Raw genomic sequence first — 18019 nt, forward strand, 5'->3', positions numbered from 1 at the left:
GTTAGTGCCCTCTGTCAATTTCCTTCTTCATAGCGGAAACAGCGAACTTCTCTTTCCCCTGCCCGATACATTGGCGGATTTTCTTTGCGGCAGCGGTCCGTACAATACTGGCATCTGTCGCAAAAATGGCATCCCTTTGGCATATCCTTTAAACTTGGCACCATACCTTCAATCGTTGACAATCTTGTATCATCATCAATCTTGGGAATAGAAGCCAGCAGCCCCTGTGTATAAGGATGCAGCGGATTTGTAAACAGTGTATGGCAGTCCGCCAGCTCCACTCCCTGTCCCCCATACATAACAAGCACGCGGTCTGCTGTTTCAGCTACCACCCCCATATCATGGGTTATCAAGATTACCGCCGTGTCCAGCTCCTTTTTTAAATCATATATCATCTTCAGGATCTGAGCCTGAATCGTCACATCTAGCGCCGTTGTCGGTTCGTCACAAATCAGAACTGACGGATTGCACGACAATGCCATTGCTATCATTACACGCTGTCTCATCCCGCCTGAAAACTGATGGGGATATTGCTTCACACGAGCTTCAGGATTCGGGATGCCCACCTTCCGCAGCATTTCTATCGCAGCTTTTTCGGCGTCTTTGCGGCTTATCTTCTGATGGACCATAAAAGGTTCTACCATCTGCGCCATGACCGTCATTGTCGGATTCAGTGAAGTTAACGAATCCTGAAAAACCATTGATATTTCATTTCCTCGCAGATTACTCATCTGCTTATTGCTGTACTTTGAAATCTCAGTCCCTTTAAATTTAATAGACGATTCCGGCGTTATTTCACCCATCCTATCCGGAAGAAGATGCATAATAGACAGGCTGGTAACGCTTTTTCCACATCCGCTTTCACCGACAATTGCTAATGTTTCTCCTGCGTCCAATGTAAAATTCATTTGTGAAACAGCGGGGAATGTACCTGTTTTCGTATGGAAAACGGTAGTCAGGTTATTCACTTCTAATACTCTTTCTCCCATCTCTCATCTCCATTAACCAATCTTTGTCTTAGGATCAAGTGCATCACGCAATCCATCGCCAAATAAATTCACGCTGATCAAAGTAATAAAAATACACATTCCTGCCGGGATCCAAAGCCACGGTTTTGTTGAAATGATCGCGACTGACTGTGCTGCATTGAGCATATTCCCCCAGGAAGCCTCCGGAATCTGAATTCCAAGCCCAAGAAAGCTTAATGCCGACTCTGTCAAAATCGCACTTGGTATTCCGAAGGTAAATGCCACCAGCGCCGGTGATATAGAATTCGGCAATATGTATTTCAGCATAATTCCCAGATTGCCTGTCCCTGTTGTTCTTGCAGCTTCTACATATTCTTTTTCTCTTACGGAAAGCACCTTTGCATACAGAAGACGGACAAATGACGGCCATCCCATGACTCCGATTACTAATATCAGAGTTTCCGCAGACGGACTCAGCACTGATACCAGCACTATATTTAAACACATCGAAGGAATGGACTGAAACATATCTGCCAGCCTCATTATGATCACTTCCGCTGCCTTCCTGTAATATCCGGCTATGATGCCTAACGGTATCCCTATGGCAGCCTGGACAAGAACAGAAAAAAAGCCGATTTTTAAGGATGTTCTCCCCCCATATATCAGTCTGGCAAAAGTATCTCTGCCATATGTATCCGTCCCCAGAAGATGCGTTTTATCAGGCGCCATATTTACCGCCGGGGTTACTGCATTAGGCTCTAAATTCATTATGACCGGCAGAATGACCAGCAGCAGGATCTCAACCGTCACCACTGCCAAACCCACCACAGCTAACTTATGGTGCATAAAACGCTCGACTGCATCATGAAAATATGAACTGTTTTTCTTATTAGACTTCTTCATACGCTTACACCTTATCATCTATTCTTGGATCCAGCATTCGGTAAATAATATCAATCACAATATTGCCGATCAGCACTATCACCGAAATAATAACGGTTATTCCCATTATTAAAGGATAATCTCTGTCTTTAATAGCTTTAAGCATCAATGTCCCCATTCCCGGCCATGAAAAAATCTGTTCTGTAATGATCGCGCCGCCCACAAGTGCTCCCAGGGAAAGTCCTGCCTGTGTGATCAGCGGAAGCAGTGCATTTCTCAAAGTATGTTTGAACAGCACTGTTCTTTCATTCAGGCCCTTTGCCCGCGCCGTGCGCACATAATCATCACTCATGCACTCATACATACTGTTTCGCATCTGGCGGGTGAAGATTCCTAAATGCTGGAAGGTCAAGGCCAGACAGGGCAGTATCAAGTGCTTCAGTACCTCTCCTGCTGTTCCGGATGATCCCGAATTATACATTCCGCTTATCGGAAGCAGGCGCAGTTTCACTGCAAAAATATAGATCAATAACAGAGCCACGAAAAAATTGGGGGCAGCCTGGCCAACAAACGCCAGGACTGATGAAGCATAATCAATTCCTTTATATGGCCTGTATCCTGCTGCGGTTCCAAGCGGAACCGCAACAAACAGCGCCAAAAGCATCGATGATAAGCTGAGCAAAAGTGTAGGTCCGATACGTCCTGCTATCAATTCCACAACCGGCCTGTGCTGCGTATAAGACACCCCAAAATTGCCTTGAAACATATTTTTCAGCCAAAAGAAATACTGAATGTAGATTGGTTGGTCAAGCCCCATTTTATGTTCGATAGCTGCCAGCTCAGCATTTGAGATTCCACTTTCCGGCTGAACTAACTGATCAAGCGGCGACCCCGGCATCAATGAAGCCAGACAGTATGTCATTATGGTAATTCCTATAAAAGCTACTATAGCCGTTAAAGTACGTTTGAGTATATATCTTCCCATTATAGCCTCTCGCTTTATCTTTATAACTGTAAAGGTACTGAACAGTTATGGACAATTCTAATTTTCAGTTCTGTGCATCTTTGCTCTTTCTTCTGCCACTTCTTCCATGACTTCATCAAAGACACAGAATCTGTGCGGTTCAAAGCATCCGCAGCCGCCTGCAATAACCAGTTTATTTCCTGCCTCTTCGATTGCTGTATCTACTCTTTCACGAAGCCTGGTTTTGATCACCTCTCTGTCTTTTCCGCAAAAATCATTATCTTTTGGTGAATTCCAGGATATCCTTCCAAGAGGCATTGCTGAATGCTTAATTCCTCCTACAAGAACCTTATCTGTCTTTTTACGGATATCCGTAAAAGACGGCATGATCTCGGTCCATGTATTGCTGTAGTTAAATGCATCAAACGGCAGATCCAGACAGCCTTCAATAAATTTCGTATTTTCTTCTTTATCAAATCTGCCGTTGCAAAGATGTGCCATGTTAAACCATGTACGGTCTTTTACTGCATTTATCACACGCTCAGAACCGGCATGTTCAAATTCCATAAAAGCATCCCATCCAAGCTTGGCATTTAAACCATTCTGGAATCCGAAGAAGAATCCATCAGCTCCCGCGTCTATGTATGCGTTCATTAAATTTACAAGCGTCTCTTCTATAACTGATAATCCGTATTCTACCTCTTTTGTATCATACTGGATCATGCTTACGATTTTTGCTTCATCAAAAAATCCGCCTGTCATTTCTCCTGCCATGCTTACCGGTGAAAACACAGTTGGCAGGATAGGTACATCGCCCTGAAAATGATCTGCAACTCTTTTGATCACTTCAACATTACGTTCAAAAATCTTATTGCCTTTTACCTGAAGCGGTTTTAATTTCAGCCAGTCTTTGCCGTGATTTATTATAAATTTCTCCACATTGACCCAGGACTGCATGTCCTCTGTAATGTTTGCCGGCATATCCTGTCCGAATGCCTCCGGGAAATACATTCCTGATTCCATAACCTTGATGAAGTCCCATCCGTATGCCTGCTGGTTAGCAATTGTAGCATATGCCAGGTCTCTTGCGTTTGCCTCCTCAAGATTATAATGAGGTCCCCAGAAAGCCGAACATGGTCTGTCCAGCCACTCCCCTTTCACTGCCTTCATTAACCGTTCACGATGTGTCATTACAATTTCCTCCTTGTTTGTATATTTATTTATGTGCAACTTTTAATCACATTATAATCTCAATCTCATTTCTTTGCAACAATTTTCTTATTAATTTTCATACTTATTTGCATATTCGTAAATTTTTCCCTATTTACAGCAGTGTTTTTCCTGTAAAAATATAATATATGCATAATATTGCTGCAAATTATTTGCATTCATGCGCTTTTATTTTTTAATTTTTTCATATTTTTGCAATAATTTTCCTCAATTGATCTTTTAAAATCCCTTATTCTCGTCAGCACAAGCAGTAAATATAAACATAAATTTTCAATATTTTTTCTTTTTATAGTATATTTGTTTTATTATTTTCCATTTAGAAATTTATTTTCTTCGCCCAAAATTGTTTTTTTCAAAAATGCTCCCTGAAATTTAAAATATCCTTGACATTGCTTACAGTTCAATTTATTATTAACTCAAGCATGACTGGCCAGGTACTGAACAGTTAAGACTGCGTGATACACATAAAGCACAAAAACGCATACGGTTTTGTGCTAAAATTCCTCATAAAATTATGCATTCTGCATAATTTTAGCTTTGCAGGACAGAGGTAGCGCAATGGCAGTTCTCAATCTTCCCATATTAAGAACAGATTTGCACCATAAGAAATAAATTTTCAGCAAATGACAAAACTACTGAACAGCTGCTTTCCTTTAAATAATTTTAAAGCTGCTGTTCGCAGAACCGCGTCTTTTGCGGGGCTGTGAATAGTAACATTTTAAATGGAGGTTCACATGAACAATCGTATCAAAATGAAAGATATCGCCGTGGAAGCGGGAGTTTCCATATCTACTGTTTCCAGGGTCCTCAGCGGAAAAACCCAAGTTAACAGTGCTACAAAAAATAAAATTTATGCGGCACTTAATCATCTTAATACTGTCAACCACGATCCTACAAAAACGATAACAAACCGCAATATTTTAGTAATCTCTGCAAATTTATCTCATTTAATGCATCTCAAAATCATTGATGCAATTAATGAAACTGCTGAGGAACGTGGTTACCGCATCATTATTGAAATTACAAACAACCGTCTTCTCTCATTTGACGAATTGTATGAACGTGTAACAGAAAATAACGTTTGCGGTGTTATTGTTTTAGCACTCATGGCAAAGTTTGAAACTCTTGAGGAAATAAACAAGATCGTCCCCGTTGTTTACTCATCTGAAGTCCCGGAAAATTGTCAAATTTCCTTTGTAGGAACCCGCCTGTACAGCGCTTATAAAACAATGGCAACTTATCTGGTTTCGCAGAACAGAAAACACATCGGAGTGCTTTTTCCCCTCAGATATGTAACAAATGACTTGCTTGATGCCTACATGGACGTCCTGAAAGAAGCAGATATCCCATATGATTCTTCTCTGATTCTGCGGCCTAATAATTATGACTATTTTTATATTTCAACACTTTTAAATCAATTTTTCAGTACACATCCAGTTATAGACGCCATGATCTGCGAAGACGATGCGCTGGCCTTAGTCGCGATCAGCGCAGCCCGCCGCAATGGTCTTAGAGTCCCTGAGGACATAGCTATTCTTGGATTTGGAAGTACCTTCCTCTCCCATGTCACTTCGCCCAGGATTACTTCCGTTGACACATCCCTTGACATGATTGGCTTAACACTTTGTAATGCATTGATAAACCACGTTGAGAAGAATGATCATTCTCCGGAATATATTTACGTCGATTATCATTTTACGATCCAGGAGTCTACCGAGTTATTGCCTGAAAGCAAAAACAGCCGCTGATTTTAAACGAAGTTTGCTATAAAAAAATAAGGAATAGGATGCCTGCACATCCTGTTCCTCATTTTTTACTATTATTTCATTTCCCCCATCTGGCTTGTGACCATCTGACAGTAAATGCCTTTCTTTTCCATCAATTCCTCATGGTTCCCCATCTCCTGAATACACCCTTCCCCGATCACCATGATCCTGTCCGCATCCCGGATAGTCGAAAGCCGGTGGGCGATAAGAAAACTTGTATGGTGCTCCATCAGATGCAGCATTGCCCTCTGGATATCTTTTTCCGTTTTAGTGTCTACAGAGCTTGTAGCTTCATCCAGGATCAGTATCGGAGTATCACAGAGGGCCGCTCTTGCAATTGCCAGCAGCTGTCTCTGGCCCTGACTGAGATTATCCATGCTTCCGGATACCATGGTCTGATACCCCTTGGGAAGGCGTTCTATAAACTCATGGGCATGCGCCAGCCTTGCCGCCCGGACCACCTCTTCATCCGTGGCCACTGTATTGGAATAGCGGATATTGTCCATGATAGTCCCTGTAAAAAGACAGGTATCCTGCAGGACAACTGAAAAATATTTATTCAGGCTGCTGCGCTTTATATTTCTGATATCGGTGCCATCAAGCAGTATACTGCCGCTGTCCGCGTCATAAAACCGTGTCAGCAGGTTCACTATTGTAGTTTTGCCTGCTCCTGTCTCCCCCACAAGCGCCACTACCTCCCCCGGCTTTACATGAAAATTAATATTTTTTAGAATTTCTTTTCCCGGCTGATAGGAGAAGCAGACGTTTGCAAACTCTACATCGCCCACAGGATCTTTAAGCTGTACGGCATTCTCAGCATCCAGCTCTTCTTCAGACTCATCCAGTATTTCAAAAACCCTCTCTGCACCTGCCAGGGCCTGCTGGATAGTATTGAACATTCCTGCTATAGCATTCAGCGGGTGCGAGAACTGCTTGGAATAACTTAAGAAGCTCACAACTGTACCCACCAGCAATACGCCTCTGGCAGACATAAAGCCGCCTATAATAGCAACAAGCGCAAAAATCAGATTGTTGATCACATTCATAACTGGCATCATAAAACCGGCCCAGATCTGCGCCTTCCTGCTGTTCTCGCAGAGAGACTCATTCTGCTCTGCAAATCTTCTGCTCTCTTCTTCCTGGCGTCCAAAAGCTTTCACCATCTTCAGCCCCAGAATATCCTCCTCAACAATACCGTTCAGTGCTCCCAGGCTGATCTGCTGGCTCAGGAAATAAGATCTGCTTCGTTTAGTGATCACACCTGTCAGGCCTGCCACCAGCGGAACGCAGAGAAGGACAACGAGAGTCAGCCAGATATTCAGGGCAAACATAACGATCAGAGACCCTGCCAGAGTCAGGATACTGGAAATCAGCTGAGTAGCTGACTGTGCTATGGTAGTGCTGATATTATCCACATCATTTGTCAGCCTGCTCATAGTGTCTCCATGTGAGTGCGTATCATAGAAGGCCAGCGGCAGCTTCTGCATTTTTTTGAAGAATTCTGTTCTCAGCACATAGACCAGTTTCTGTGAAACTCTGAGCATAATAACAGAGCCTGCTGTAGTTACAAGCCAGTTGGCACCATAAAGCAGCAGCACAGCCGCCAGCAGCTTCATCATCACCGTTTCATCCACTGATCTTGTCTCCACATCAAAGATATTGAAAACCCGGCCTGTAAAATAGGGGATGGCTACGGCTATTAAAGATGAAAGGGCTGTCAGCAGCATTGCGGCAAACACTGTCCTCCCCCACTGCAGATAGATCCTAACAATGCGTTCCAGTGTCCCCTTAGCGTCTTTCGCTTTCTTGCCCGGAGCAAAACGTGCTGCGCCGCCCCCTCCTCCGCCTCCTCTCGTAAGAGCAGGCATCTTCTGGTTTGTGTGCATATTATCTGCCATCTGTCAGCGCCTCCCCTCAATCTGAGACTGGTAAATTTCCTGATAGATACGGCAGTTTTCCATCAGTTCCTCATGTGTTCCATAGCCCATGCATCTGCCGTTTTCTAATACAAGTATGTCGTCTGCAGCCATTGCAGTTGTGCAGCGCTGGGTGATAAATACTGTCGTCCTCTTCTGGCGTCCCTGAAGAAGATTTTTTCTCACACGGGCTTCTGTAATCGCATCGAGGGCACTTGTGGCATCATCCAGTACAAGGACAGGAGCATTTTTAATGATTCCTCTGGCTATGGATACCCTCTGTTTCTGCCCTCCTGACAGATTCACTCCGGCACTGCCCAGATTTTTATCCAGGCCTTCCGCTGCCTGCAGGATAAAAGAGCCTTCCGCTGCCTGCAGGGCAGCTTCTGCCTCTTTTTTCTTTGCATCACTTTTGCCCCAGCGGAGGTTTTCCAGCACTGTACCCGAAAACAGCATGGGCTTCTGGGGTACCAGCGCTATATTCTGTCTGACCGTCCTGACATCCATCCGGCGCACATCTGTTCCGTCAAGCAGCACCTCACCTTCGTCTGCATCATAGAACCTGAGCAAAAGCCATGCCAGTGTAGATTTGCCGCTCCCTGTAGGGCCTATAACAGCAAGGCTTCTGCCCGGGCGGATATGGAAGGACACATCCTCCAGCACAGGAAGGCCGCTGCCTCCCGGATAGGAAAATGTCACATGCGAAAAGGCGACCTCTCCCTTCAGCCTGCCCTCTTCCCCGGTGCCGGACCCGTCAGCCTGATATGCCATTTCTTCCGGAAGGCTTAAGTCCTCCTCCTGATCCAGCACTTCTTTGATACGCTGTGTGGAGGCTTTCGTCCTCACAAATGTATTAAATATATTTGTAATGATCAAAAGAGAGCTCAATATCTGCGCCATATAGATAATGAATGCAGAAATATCTCCGGGATTGGCAAGTTCTATTTTAAAGAGGCGGGCTCCCAGATAAACAGCAGCAGCCGTACCTATCCCAACTGTAAGGTTCAGGATGGGCGCTATATAAGTTATGATCATCTGAGCCCTGATACTGCTGTCCATCAGATTTCTGTTAACATTATTGAACTGGTTTTCTTCCTCTTCATATGTGCCGAATGCCTTGACGAGCCGCACTCCGATCAGATATTCCTGCACTACCCGGTTCACCTGATCCATGGCTTTTTGAAGTACGGCAAATCTGGGGTAAGAGAGTTTCATGCTCAGGATGATCATAGCAGCCACAGCCGCCACTACCCCGTAAATGATAAAGCTCAGCCTCCAGTTTAAAAATGTGGCCAGAATAATGCTGCCTATACATGTGACAGGCGCTTTCATAAATATCCTCATGATACCGTTTATAAATTGTATCACCTGTGTAGTATCATTGGACATCCTGGTGATCAGGGAACCGCTTTCGATCCTGTCGGCTCCTGCCTCAGAAAAATGCATGATTTTTTCAAACAGATCTCCCCGAAGATCCTTGCCGGCGCGCTGCGACACATTGCTCGCCAGTATATTCCTGATGACCGCAAAAACTGCCCCGGCTCCGGTAACCAATATCATCAGGGCGCCAAAGTGGAGCACCTGCCCCGTGTCCTGCCGCTCTATACCGCTGTCGATGATCCGGGCCATCAGCGTAGGCCCCAGCAGGTCACAGAATGCCTCGCAGCTCACACAAAATATAGCTGTTAAAAAAGGTATTTTATACTTTTGGAAATATTTTCCGTAAATCCCCACAGCCTTCCCTCTTTCCTGCTTATTCTAAATTTAATCTGAACACTTCCGCATCTGCAGTATCTGATTGTTTATAGGTTACTGTTCACACGTCACCATCCCGCGAGGTGTTTTCGTGCGTATTTGCACGAAAATCCCGAGGGTTGCAGCGCGAAACGGCGGTTTTTGCCGTTTCTGTGCATCGCGGAGCGTGTTACTGGTCACGGAGTGAACAGTATTATAGTTCAGCCTTCTGCACCGTTTACAGACGATTTTACTGCAATCCCGTTAATCTCTACCTGGTCAGTAGCCTTGATCAGTATATAGGGGATTCCGTCTATCTCCCGGTGTTCAACCAACTGGGCTTTATCCGGGGAAACCTTTATGACAACGTCCGGCGTCTTGATTTCATAACTTCTCACACTCGCCACATTTGCCGCTATGAAACTGGTCTTCTCATCAGCCGCCGCTTCATAGTGGGTATCAAATTCTTCCAGTCTTTCATTGGCCACTCCGCTGTTTGCCAGAAGCCTTTTAACTTCCACTTTGTCCAGCGTCACCGGTTCAGGATCTTCTTTCCTCTCCTCCAGAAGCTCGTTCAGATTCTCCTGTATACTCATAACTGTATCAAAATCGCAGCTCCGGTCCAACGTCTCCTCAATGATCGTCTGGAAGGTCTCCTTTTGTGTCTTGGCGCTAAGGGGTATCCTGCATCCCAGGAACTGGTCAATGAATTCTTCCTGAAGTATCTCCGGATTCTTGGCATAATATAACAGACCATGTACATCTGTATTCCTGTCATTAAACGCAGGAAACAGAAATCCCACATCGGGAGTCTCCACAATCCAGTCCTGTATCCTGTTTTCAATCTGGTTCGTGTCAATATTGTAACAGAGACCAGGCTTTGAGAGTTTCACGGGACAGATACTGCACAGTACAAAATTATACACATAATCAGAAGCGTCATCCATATCAAGGTTGTCCGATGCTCTTCCCGGAACATCATAAGCGCCATGCACCAGGATAATGTAATAGTTTTCAGGATAGAGATATGTCTCCATCACTTTCTGATAGAACTCTTCTATAAGGTCATCATCCTTTAATTCTGTATCACGCAGTTTCAGCAGGAAGGTCTGGGTGCCGTCCCCCATCTCCTGATCCAGCGGAAATTCCATATTGATCAGATTCCTTCCGATAGTGCCTGAGAGTGTTTTCTTAAAAATCGCAAAATATTTAAAGGCCTCTTCTTCCAAGAGCGAAAGGAAGGCCTCTTTAAGCTTTGTCTTCTGGTTCTTCTCTGCATCCACATAACATCCGCAAATACGGGTAAATACTGACTTGTTAGGGGTTAACAGCTTCTTTATCTCACTGATTTCTTTCTTGTTCATATGTAAAATTCTCCATTCCTGTCTTTTATTTATCGAGGCTGATACTATTCCGGCTTCACCAAATTATTATAATATTTCTTTTGAACTTAAGTCAAGTAATTGCAGACTGCTTTCACCAGTGTAAACAGTAACGGCAAAAAGAACCGCCCAGGTTATAAAAGGAAAATGCAATGATGATGATATTCCTCTAACCTGAACGGCTGTCCATTTAAAACTCTTCGTACCTGTCCGGTACTTTCACAGTTACAGCTCTTTTTTAATCTGCCCCATGATTTTTTCTACCGTACCGCCCGCAAACGGATTACTCAAATGCGCCTCTTTTAACAATTCAAAATACCCCTTGCTTCCTCCTGCGCGGCACAGCCTGCAGTAATCATTCCAGGCTTCCTCCCTGTTCTCTTTCATACGCCCGTATAACTCAAGAGCGCCCATCTGAGCCAGCGCATAATCAATATAATAGAACGGAAACAGGAATATATGCTGTTTCTGCATCCAGAAGCCGCCATTTTCCAGGAAATCATTTCCGTCATAATCCCTCCAGGGCAGATATTTCTTCTCCAGACGGCTCCATATATTCCGTCTTTCTTTTGCATCTGTCACCCTGCCCTCATATACCTCATGCTGGAATTCGTCCACACACGCCATATATGGGATCACCTCAAGGGCATCAGCCAGATGGGCATAGCGGTATTTATCCGCATCTCCCCCAAAAAACAGCTCCATCCATGGATACGTAAAGAACTCCATGGACATGGAATGGATCTCATCGATTTCCGAAGTAGACCAGGACTGCTCGGACAGAGGCAGGAGCCTGGAAGCGATGTAGGCTTCAAAAGCATGTCCCGCTTCATGTGTCAGTACATCCACATCTGCGCTTGTCTGATTAAAATTTGAAAAGATAAACGGCGCCTTATAATCCGCTAAAAATGTACAGTACCCGCCCTGGCGTTTGCCCGGCTTTGTCTCCAGATCAAACAAGTCATTGCAGACCATAAAGTCAAAAAACTCGCCTGTCTCATGAGATAATTCATGGTACATTTTCCCTGCCTTCTCTATCATCTCATCCTTTGTACCTGACGGAACTGCATTCCCTTCTGGATATACAAGCGCCTCGTCATAGTAGTGAAGCGTTTCTATACCCAGCCGTTCCCTCTGCTCTTCAAACAGACGCCGGCATACAGGCACTACTGTCTCTTCTATCTGTTTTCTAAATACAGCCACATCCTCCTTTTTGTAATCATATCTTTCTCTTTGGAGGTATGCCATTTCAATATAATCAGAAAATCCCAATACTTCCGCCATTTCACAGCGCACCTTGATAAGCTCGTCATAAATCTTGTCCAGTTCTCCTGATACAGACTCATACAGCCCGGCCCAGGCTTCAAACGCTTCTTTTCTCACAGCTCTGTCAGTACTCTGCATATATTTCAGCAGCCCGTAAAAATTCACTTCTTCTCCATGGAATGTGGCGGTGCAGACAGCTGATGCCTTTGCATACTGCTGTGTAAGCTGGCTCTCTCTTATTTGATTTTGAATAATCTTCTCATCTGCCAGACGCATCCTGTTTTTTATATTCAGAAAATACAGCTCTCCGAAATCCTTCTCAAATTCACTCAGCCATGGTGATTCCAGAAGCAGCTTATTTGCCTCCTTCATTTTCAACTGTATCTTAGGCAGCTCGCTGTTCATGAATTCTACTTCTTTTTCGTAGAATTCATCAGCTGTATTGATCGTATTTCGTATACTGGCCACTGTATTCATTGTATCCAGATGATCCGCCTCACTGTTCATCCACAAAAACAGTTCTTTCGCCTCTTCATAGCTTCCAGCTAACGGCAGCTTTTCCATATACTCTTCAATCTTTCCCATAAAGGCATTTGTATCCGGACGTTCATATACTATCTCAGAAAATTTTTGCATTTTGTTTCTCCCTTTCTTATCTTAATTTATATTGTATTTTTGTTGTAATTATGCATGTATCAGTAATCATGCATGTGAAAGCAGCGGGAACATCATTCCTGCATTTTCAAATTCCTTAAAACCTTGTCCAAGCAGAAACAAGGTCAGGTCATGGCTATGAATCTCCCCTTTTGTGAACCCCTCCCCGTCTAAAGGCGTAAAACCTAATACAACCTCCGTAATTTCGCTGCCAAAGGCTTCTATAATTTTTTCCAGATCAGCCGGCCTCTCAGAATAGACAGCATAAAGCACCAGCCTGGCATTTTCTATATCCGCAACAGCGTATGCGTCCTCACTTTCAATGTAATAAACGTTATCTTTCATGAATTGAGTCAGTCCAAACATAATAAGGCCCATATTATTTTTCATTTCAAATAAGCTGTTATTGGCTGAGCTGATGACGGCATTCTCTACTGTCTTCCAGCCATGGCGTGATTCCATAGGAATCTGCTGTACCCGGCTGCTGCCTGTAATCTTAACTTTTTTGTGGAAATTCCATTCTTTTCCCCGTCTGAATCCGAATCTGGGATAAAAATCCAGAACGCTGTTATTGGCAAATAAATACATACCATCTGCACTGTCCAAGTACTCTTTTTTGATCTCATCCATCAGGAACCTGATCATCCCCCTCCCCCTGTATTCCTTTTTCGTCATCACCGTACCCAGCTGGATATATTTTCTTTTTTTATTCCCACATTCAAACTCCATCTTATTCACTGATACGTTTGCAACTACTTCATTGTCCCTGACTACTGAATATGGATTGTACATTTCACCCCAAAAGCCATTCTTGTACCATTCCTCAAAACTAATGCCAAAAGTTTCCCTGGCTAAGGAATTAAAACTGCTTCTGAGTGTACTATTATCTTTATACGATTTTACCAACTGAAACGCTTCCTTCATAGCACTGTTTATCCCTTCGTATTAGTTTTCCGCTTCCGGTATCTCATTCAATATTACTATTAATTGCCCATTAAAAACTTCTGTCCCTAAACTCAAAAATACTTTTTCGCACTGTAATTTATTATATCACCATTATTGCCAAAAAACGATATATATCTGATTCTTTCTCTTATTTTAAGTTACAGTTCAGCCATCTGATCTATAACAGCGCTCCTCGCGGAACATTGGAAGGCTGAACTGTTACGATTTTAATTCACCCTTTAATTAATGCTTCAATTAAAAAGTCATGTGCTCAAAATATGCTCCTCTTTCTTGATCTGTTTCCAAGATAAAAGGACTGCCGCGGTACGGCAGTCCTTCGTAAATTCATAAATTATATTGGAAGCAGTCAGGGTATCTTATACCAGCCGTAAGCTCCTTCTGAAGGCATGGAACCGGGAGTGGCATAATCGGCCCAAATATAATATGTTCCGTTAACATCAACGATATCTCCCTGCTCATAACTATTCAGTGGAAAATCTCCCTGAAGCACCTTTCCTGTCAGCTTTTTGACAAACCTTTCTCCCAGATATGCATCCGGACCCTTGTCCACCCTGTCCCTGTCAACATTTCCTTGTGAGGTAATTACATAATAGTTCTCCCCATGTTTGAATACACCACCAGGTTCCATCACGATATTCCACGAATTTTGATTCACGAAATCATCCATAGTAGGCCATATACTCTCCTGGACAACAATATCTGTCCCCGGATATTTCTCTGCTCCGCTGCCATCCGGCGGCTGCAGACCTCCGCCATTTCCGCCCGGCCCCTGTTCTCCATCGGGTTTTTCTTCCGGTTTCGTCACAGTATCATCTGACTCCCCGTCTCCGCCCCCATGGACAGAACAGATCACATGCTGGCCGTCAGACGATACGCTGTAGTCTCCGCCTGAGGGGCAGGAAAGTTCTGAAGCATCCGTTCCCGTCACAGAATTTCCGTCCAGCATATCCTGCATTTTTGTATCCGGTGCATATATTACTTCCGCCCTGTAATAGCGTTCTATCATATTTCTGTTGACAAGGCATACTTTTTCCTTGCTCTTATCAATAAAACCTAACAGTGAAGGTACCAAAACAGCGGACAATAATGCAAGTATCACCAGTACAACTATCAGTTCCACAAGTGTAAAACCCTCTTCTTTTTTGGCCAGTTTTTTCCAGCTAAAAATCATCCTCTGTTCCTCCGCACTTATTTCTCTGATTTAAATTATCCTCTGTGCGGAAAAATTACAAGACTTGCACGCAATATTGACAACATTATACAAACAATGACAATATATGCAATGATATCCGGTGCTACCTCTCACTGCTCATTATTCCAGCCTCATATCAATCCCATATACCCCTCAAAATGATACAGCCGTTTTGCCGTCTTTAGAAATCAATATCACTTTTATCCTGCCGGCTGTATCTTTTTCCAGAAAGTCCATTTCACCGCCGGCTTATATCCAATACCTACATAGAAGGAATTGTTGCCCCCGGTCATATGTGTTGCTCCAAGAGGTTTCATACGCCTGTACATTTCTGAGAGTGCGGCAGCGGCAATACCACGGCGCCTGTATTCCGGCAGTGTGCATAAGGGCTCCATATAGGCAAGATGATTCTCAGGTGTCCACCACATTCCAGCCCAGCATACATAGTCCCCTGCTTCGTTTTCCACTGCCACATTATACTCCATTGTTGCATGCGGGGCCTGGCTGAGCTGATACCCGCCTTCAGCATTTCCATTCCAGGGACCTTCCTTTGCCTCACGCTCAAATCCTTTCCAACAGCATTCAGCCGCCCTTCTTATATCCTGCTCTCCCTGTGGTACAATTCTGAACCCTTCCGGGAGTCTGTAATCCAGCGGCTTATCAAAATCAATCTGCAGATCAATATGCTCACCCGTCTTAGAATAACCAAGTTCCTGTGCAGCCTTCATGATGGCATCCTGTCCCTGAAATATGACCAGCTGTCTTTCCCCGTCACATCCCGGCATATATTTGTCAGCATGCAAAACCATATCAGCTGCCAGTTCTTCATATCCCGGCCTAAGGCTAAAATATATGTCTGTCACCGGTTTCTCAGTAAAAACAAATCCAACGATCTTGCCGCCATCCAGCCAGATCTTATTTCTGTGTGTATATGACAAGTCCATCCAGTCTGAAGAAAGTGCATATTCCAGAAATGGTGCGGGGACGCCGTTTCTCCAGTCTCTTTCATAGATCTCTATCATAAACTGATAAATATCCATATGGTCTGCCAGTATCTGGTACTGTCTTGATGTTATATTTTCTGTATTCTTTCTCATTTCAATCCTCCATCAGTCTATGTATAAGCGGCTGTAAATGCACAGACCTGCTGAATAGTTACAAGCAGCTTACATATTTATCATAAAAGACTGAGAGAGATAGCACAAGTGGAAAGAATAGTTATAGCCAAACATGAACCTGTCAAAGGCAGTCATCCGCTGATAATCATTCTGTTTCTTTAACATGAATCATGCAGGCCCTATGATTTCTTCTCTGAAGCAGTTTTAGATGAAGAAAACAAAACCGGAACTGCTGTAAGCACAGCCATTAATACATATGAGGCTGCAAAAATATAGATACACTGATTTATAGTATATTTTTCTGCTACTTTTCCCAGTATGTTGCTCCCGAGGGAATCACCCAGGCTTCCGCACAGGGATATAAGCGCAAGCTCTAATCCCTTCTGTTCCTTTCTTATGTACCCTACCCTTTCTTTGGGTATTCCCACAAATGTGCAGGAAATGGACACACTGCATAATAGAAATACAATCATGAATACAACAGCAGACTGTGATTTTATAAGCAGCAGGCCACCCAGCGCCGTCAGAAGCAGGAAGATAATGTTGAATTTTACTACATTTACTTTATCCACAATACGTCCTGCCAGCATATAAGTCGGCGCGCTGACAAGTTCATCCATTGACATGAGTATTCCCAGTTTTGCCGGTGAAAAAAGCAAAACATTATAACAATACATGGGAATTATAAAGCTCCACATTGGACCGGCCACAAAAGACTGTATAAAAATTAATACGCAGAATATCAGGATCCTTTTATTTATAGACTTAAATATCTGCAGGATGGGCAGACGTTCTCTGCGGACATTACGATCGCTTTTAAGGCCTGCAGCCGCCCAGACAGATGCCGCCATCAGCAAAAAGCTGCATATGTAAAGAGCATATTCTCCTTCCCGGAACTGGTACAGCAGGCCAGATATGATCCCCCCAATACTGGCCAGCAGAGAAGATACGCTCTGTACGGCCCCATATATTTTCCCATATCCTCCGCTGCTCGCCATATCCATCACGTATGAGCCGCTTACAGCAAGGAATATCCCGCGGAAGATTCCAAGGGCTGCCATCAATACAGTAAATGCCACGATTTCATCAGCCCTTGCCAGGAGTACTGATACTACCGCCAGCCCTGCAAGAGATGAGAGTATAAATTTCTTTGTTCCAAGAATATCAGAGAGATGTCCGATCAGCAGCTTAATTACCATCAAACCAATAGCTACAGCTGACATGGCGCTCCCTATTTTGCCGTAGCTGAGTCCATGATCTGTCATCCTCAACGGAATGACTGTCATTACCACATTATAGCCAAAAGAAATCAGGCCTGAAATAAGAGTAAAGCCTATGAATTCTCTGTTTATACTTCTCCCCTGCATATCATATGCTCCCTTCTCAAAAACATTTGTTCTGTTTCACATAATGATAGCACATACGTTCGCTGTATGCAATACTTAAATCACTTTTCTCTCATTAAACTTTTCTCTTTATTTTATAACTGTAATGATTAATTAAAAGCTCCTCTGCTAATCGTCTGACAAGCAGAGCGCAAAAAGTACCGCAGCCTTTAAAGAAACTGCGGTACTCGTATATTCATCTCATAACTCCGAGCATTCAGAAGTGTGTACCCTAAATAATAAATTGCCGCAGATACACAGACATGCTCAATAGTACTAATTGTCTTCCAGCAAATCTTTGAAAAATGCAGGATATTTCTCTGAGAAAAGTTTTAGCAGACTGCAGGCAACCTCTCTGCACTGCGGATGTGAGGCCTTTGATGTCCTAAGCCTTAAGAAATTTCTCCAGCCTCTTAAGTTCATTGTCATAACCATTTCTGTTTTTAAAGAATCCCGGGGCTTTGACTCATGATGTTCCCCATTCATGTGATGTTTCTTATGTAAATATTTTTTCATGAGGAAACAAATCAAAAAGTCACTCAGAGACAGCCGCAGCAGTATATGACAGATTTTATACTGAGCCATATACTACTGCG

Annotated in this window: 14 protein-coding genes; 1 reads left to right on the forward strand and 13 read right to left on the reverse strand. The window is 43.6% G+C overall.

What is annotated here, in order from left to right; genetic code table 11:
• Positions 1-14 precede the first annotated feature (14 nt).
• The 4 genes from NSB28_RS02935 to NSB28_RS02950 are packed head-to-tail and all read right to left on the reverse strand — an operon-like array spanning position 15 to position 4005.
• The gene (locus NSB28_RS02935; protein ID WP_109624283.1) at positions 15-989 is read right to left on the reverse strand and encodes an ABC transporter ATP-binding protein; all 975 of its coding nucleotides are present in this window, start codon (positions 987-989) and stop codon (positions 15-17) included.
• A 12-nt stretch (positions 990-1001) separates the two neighbouring features.
• Positions 1002-1871, reverse strand: a complete 870-nt coding sequence (locus tag NSB28_RS02940; RefSeq protein ID WP_109624282.1) for an ABC transporter permease — start codon at positions 1869-1871, stop codon at positions 1002-1004.
• A 4-nt stretch (positions 1872-1875) separates the two neighbouring features.
• On the reverse strand, positions 1876-2835 hold the full coding sequence (locus tag NSB28_RS02945; RefSeq protein WP_109624281.1) for an ABC transporter permease: 960 nt from the start codon (positions 2833-2835) through the stop codon (positions 1876-1878).
• 57 nt (positions 2836-2892) lie between these two features.
• The gene (locus NSB28_RS02950; protein ID WP_109624280.1) at positions 2893-4005 is read right to left on the reverse strand and encodes a uroporphyrinogen decarboxylase family protein; all 1113 of its coding nucleotides are present in this window, start codon (positions 4003-4005) and stop codon (positions 2893-2895) included.
• A 773-nt stretch (positions 4006-4778) separates the two neighbouring features.
• On the opposite strand from NSB28_RS02950, the gene NSB28_RS02955 reads away from it, so the two are divergent.
• A complete protein-coding gene (locus NSB28_RS02955) occupies positions 4779-5792 on the forward strand; it encodes a LacI family DNA-binding transcriptional regulator (protein ID WP_257497418.1) in 1014 nt (337 codons plus the stop codon).
• A 71-nt stretch (positions 5793-5863) separates the two neighbouring features.
• On the opposite strand, the gene NSB28_RS02960 is transcribed toward NSB28_RS02955, so the two are convergent.
• From NSB28_RS02960 to NSB28_RS24965, 9 genes are all read right to left on the reverse strand, one after another.
• Positions 5864-7708 carry an ABC transporter ATP-binding protein gene (locus NSB28_RS02960; RefSeq protein WP_109624278.1) on the reverse strand — a complete coding sequence of 615 codons (1845 nt, stop codon included), beginning with the start codon at positions 7706-7708 and terminating at the stop codon, positions 5864-5866.
• A gap of 3 nt (positions 7709-7711) precedes the next feature.
• Complete coding sequence (locus tag NSB28_RS02965) at positions 7712-9460, reverse strand: ABC transporter ATP-binding protein (protein ID WP_109624277.1); 1749 nt, start codon at positions 9458-9460, stop codon at positions 7712-7714.
• 221 nt (positions 9461-9681) lie between these two features.
• A complete protein-coding gene (locus tag NSB28_RS02970; protein WP_109624276.1) occupies positions 9682-10824 on the reverse strand; it encodes a DUF4317 domain-containing protein in 1143 nt (380 codons plus the stop codon).
• A gap of 243 nt (positions 10825-11067) precedes the next feature.
• Positions 11068-12744: a M3 family oligoendopeptidase gene (locus NSB28_RS02975; RefSeq protein ID WP_109624275.1), complete on the reverse strand. Its 1677-nt coding sequence runs from the start codon at positions 12742-12744 to the stop codon at positions 11068-11070.
• A 66-nt stretch (positions 12745-12810) separates the two neighbouring features.
• Entirely contained in the window at positions 12811-13668 is an 858-nt protein-coding gene (locus NSB28_RS02980) for a GNAT family N-acetyltransferase (protein ID WP_257497419.1), read from the reverse strand.
• 406 nt (positions 13669-14074) lie between these two features.
• Complete coding sequence (locus tag NSB28_RS02985) at positions 14075-14899, reverse strand: competence type IV pilus major pilin ComGC (protein WP_109624273.1); 825 nt, start codon at positions 14897-14899, stop codon at positions 14075-14077.
• 221 nt (positions 14900-15120) lie between these two features.
• Entirely contained in the window at positions 15121-16017 is an 897-nt protein-coding gene (locus NSB28_RS02990) for a GNAT family N-acetyltransferase (protein ID WP_109624272.1), read from the reverse strand.
• A gap of 200 nt (positions 16018-16217) precedes the next feature.
• Positions 16218-17405, reverse strand: coding sequence for an MFS transporter (locus tag NSB28_RS02995; RefSeq protein WP_109624271.1), 1188 nt, complete (start codon positions 17403-17405; stop codon positions 16218-16220).
• Between the two features lie 294 nt (positions 17406-17699).
• Complete coding sequence (locus NSB28_RS24965; RefSeq protein ID WP_109624270.1) at positions 17700-18008, reverse strand: FAD-dependent thymidylate synthase; 309 nt, start codon at positions 18006-18008, stop codon at positions 17700-17702.
• Positions 18009-18019: the final 11 nt, after the last annotated feature.

The organism is Murimonas intestini (genome assembly GCF_024622195.1).
GTDB lineage: Bacteria > Bacillota > Clostridia > Lachnospirales > Lachnospiraceae > Murimonas > Murimonas intestini.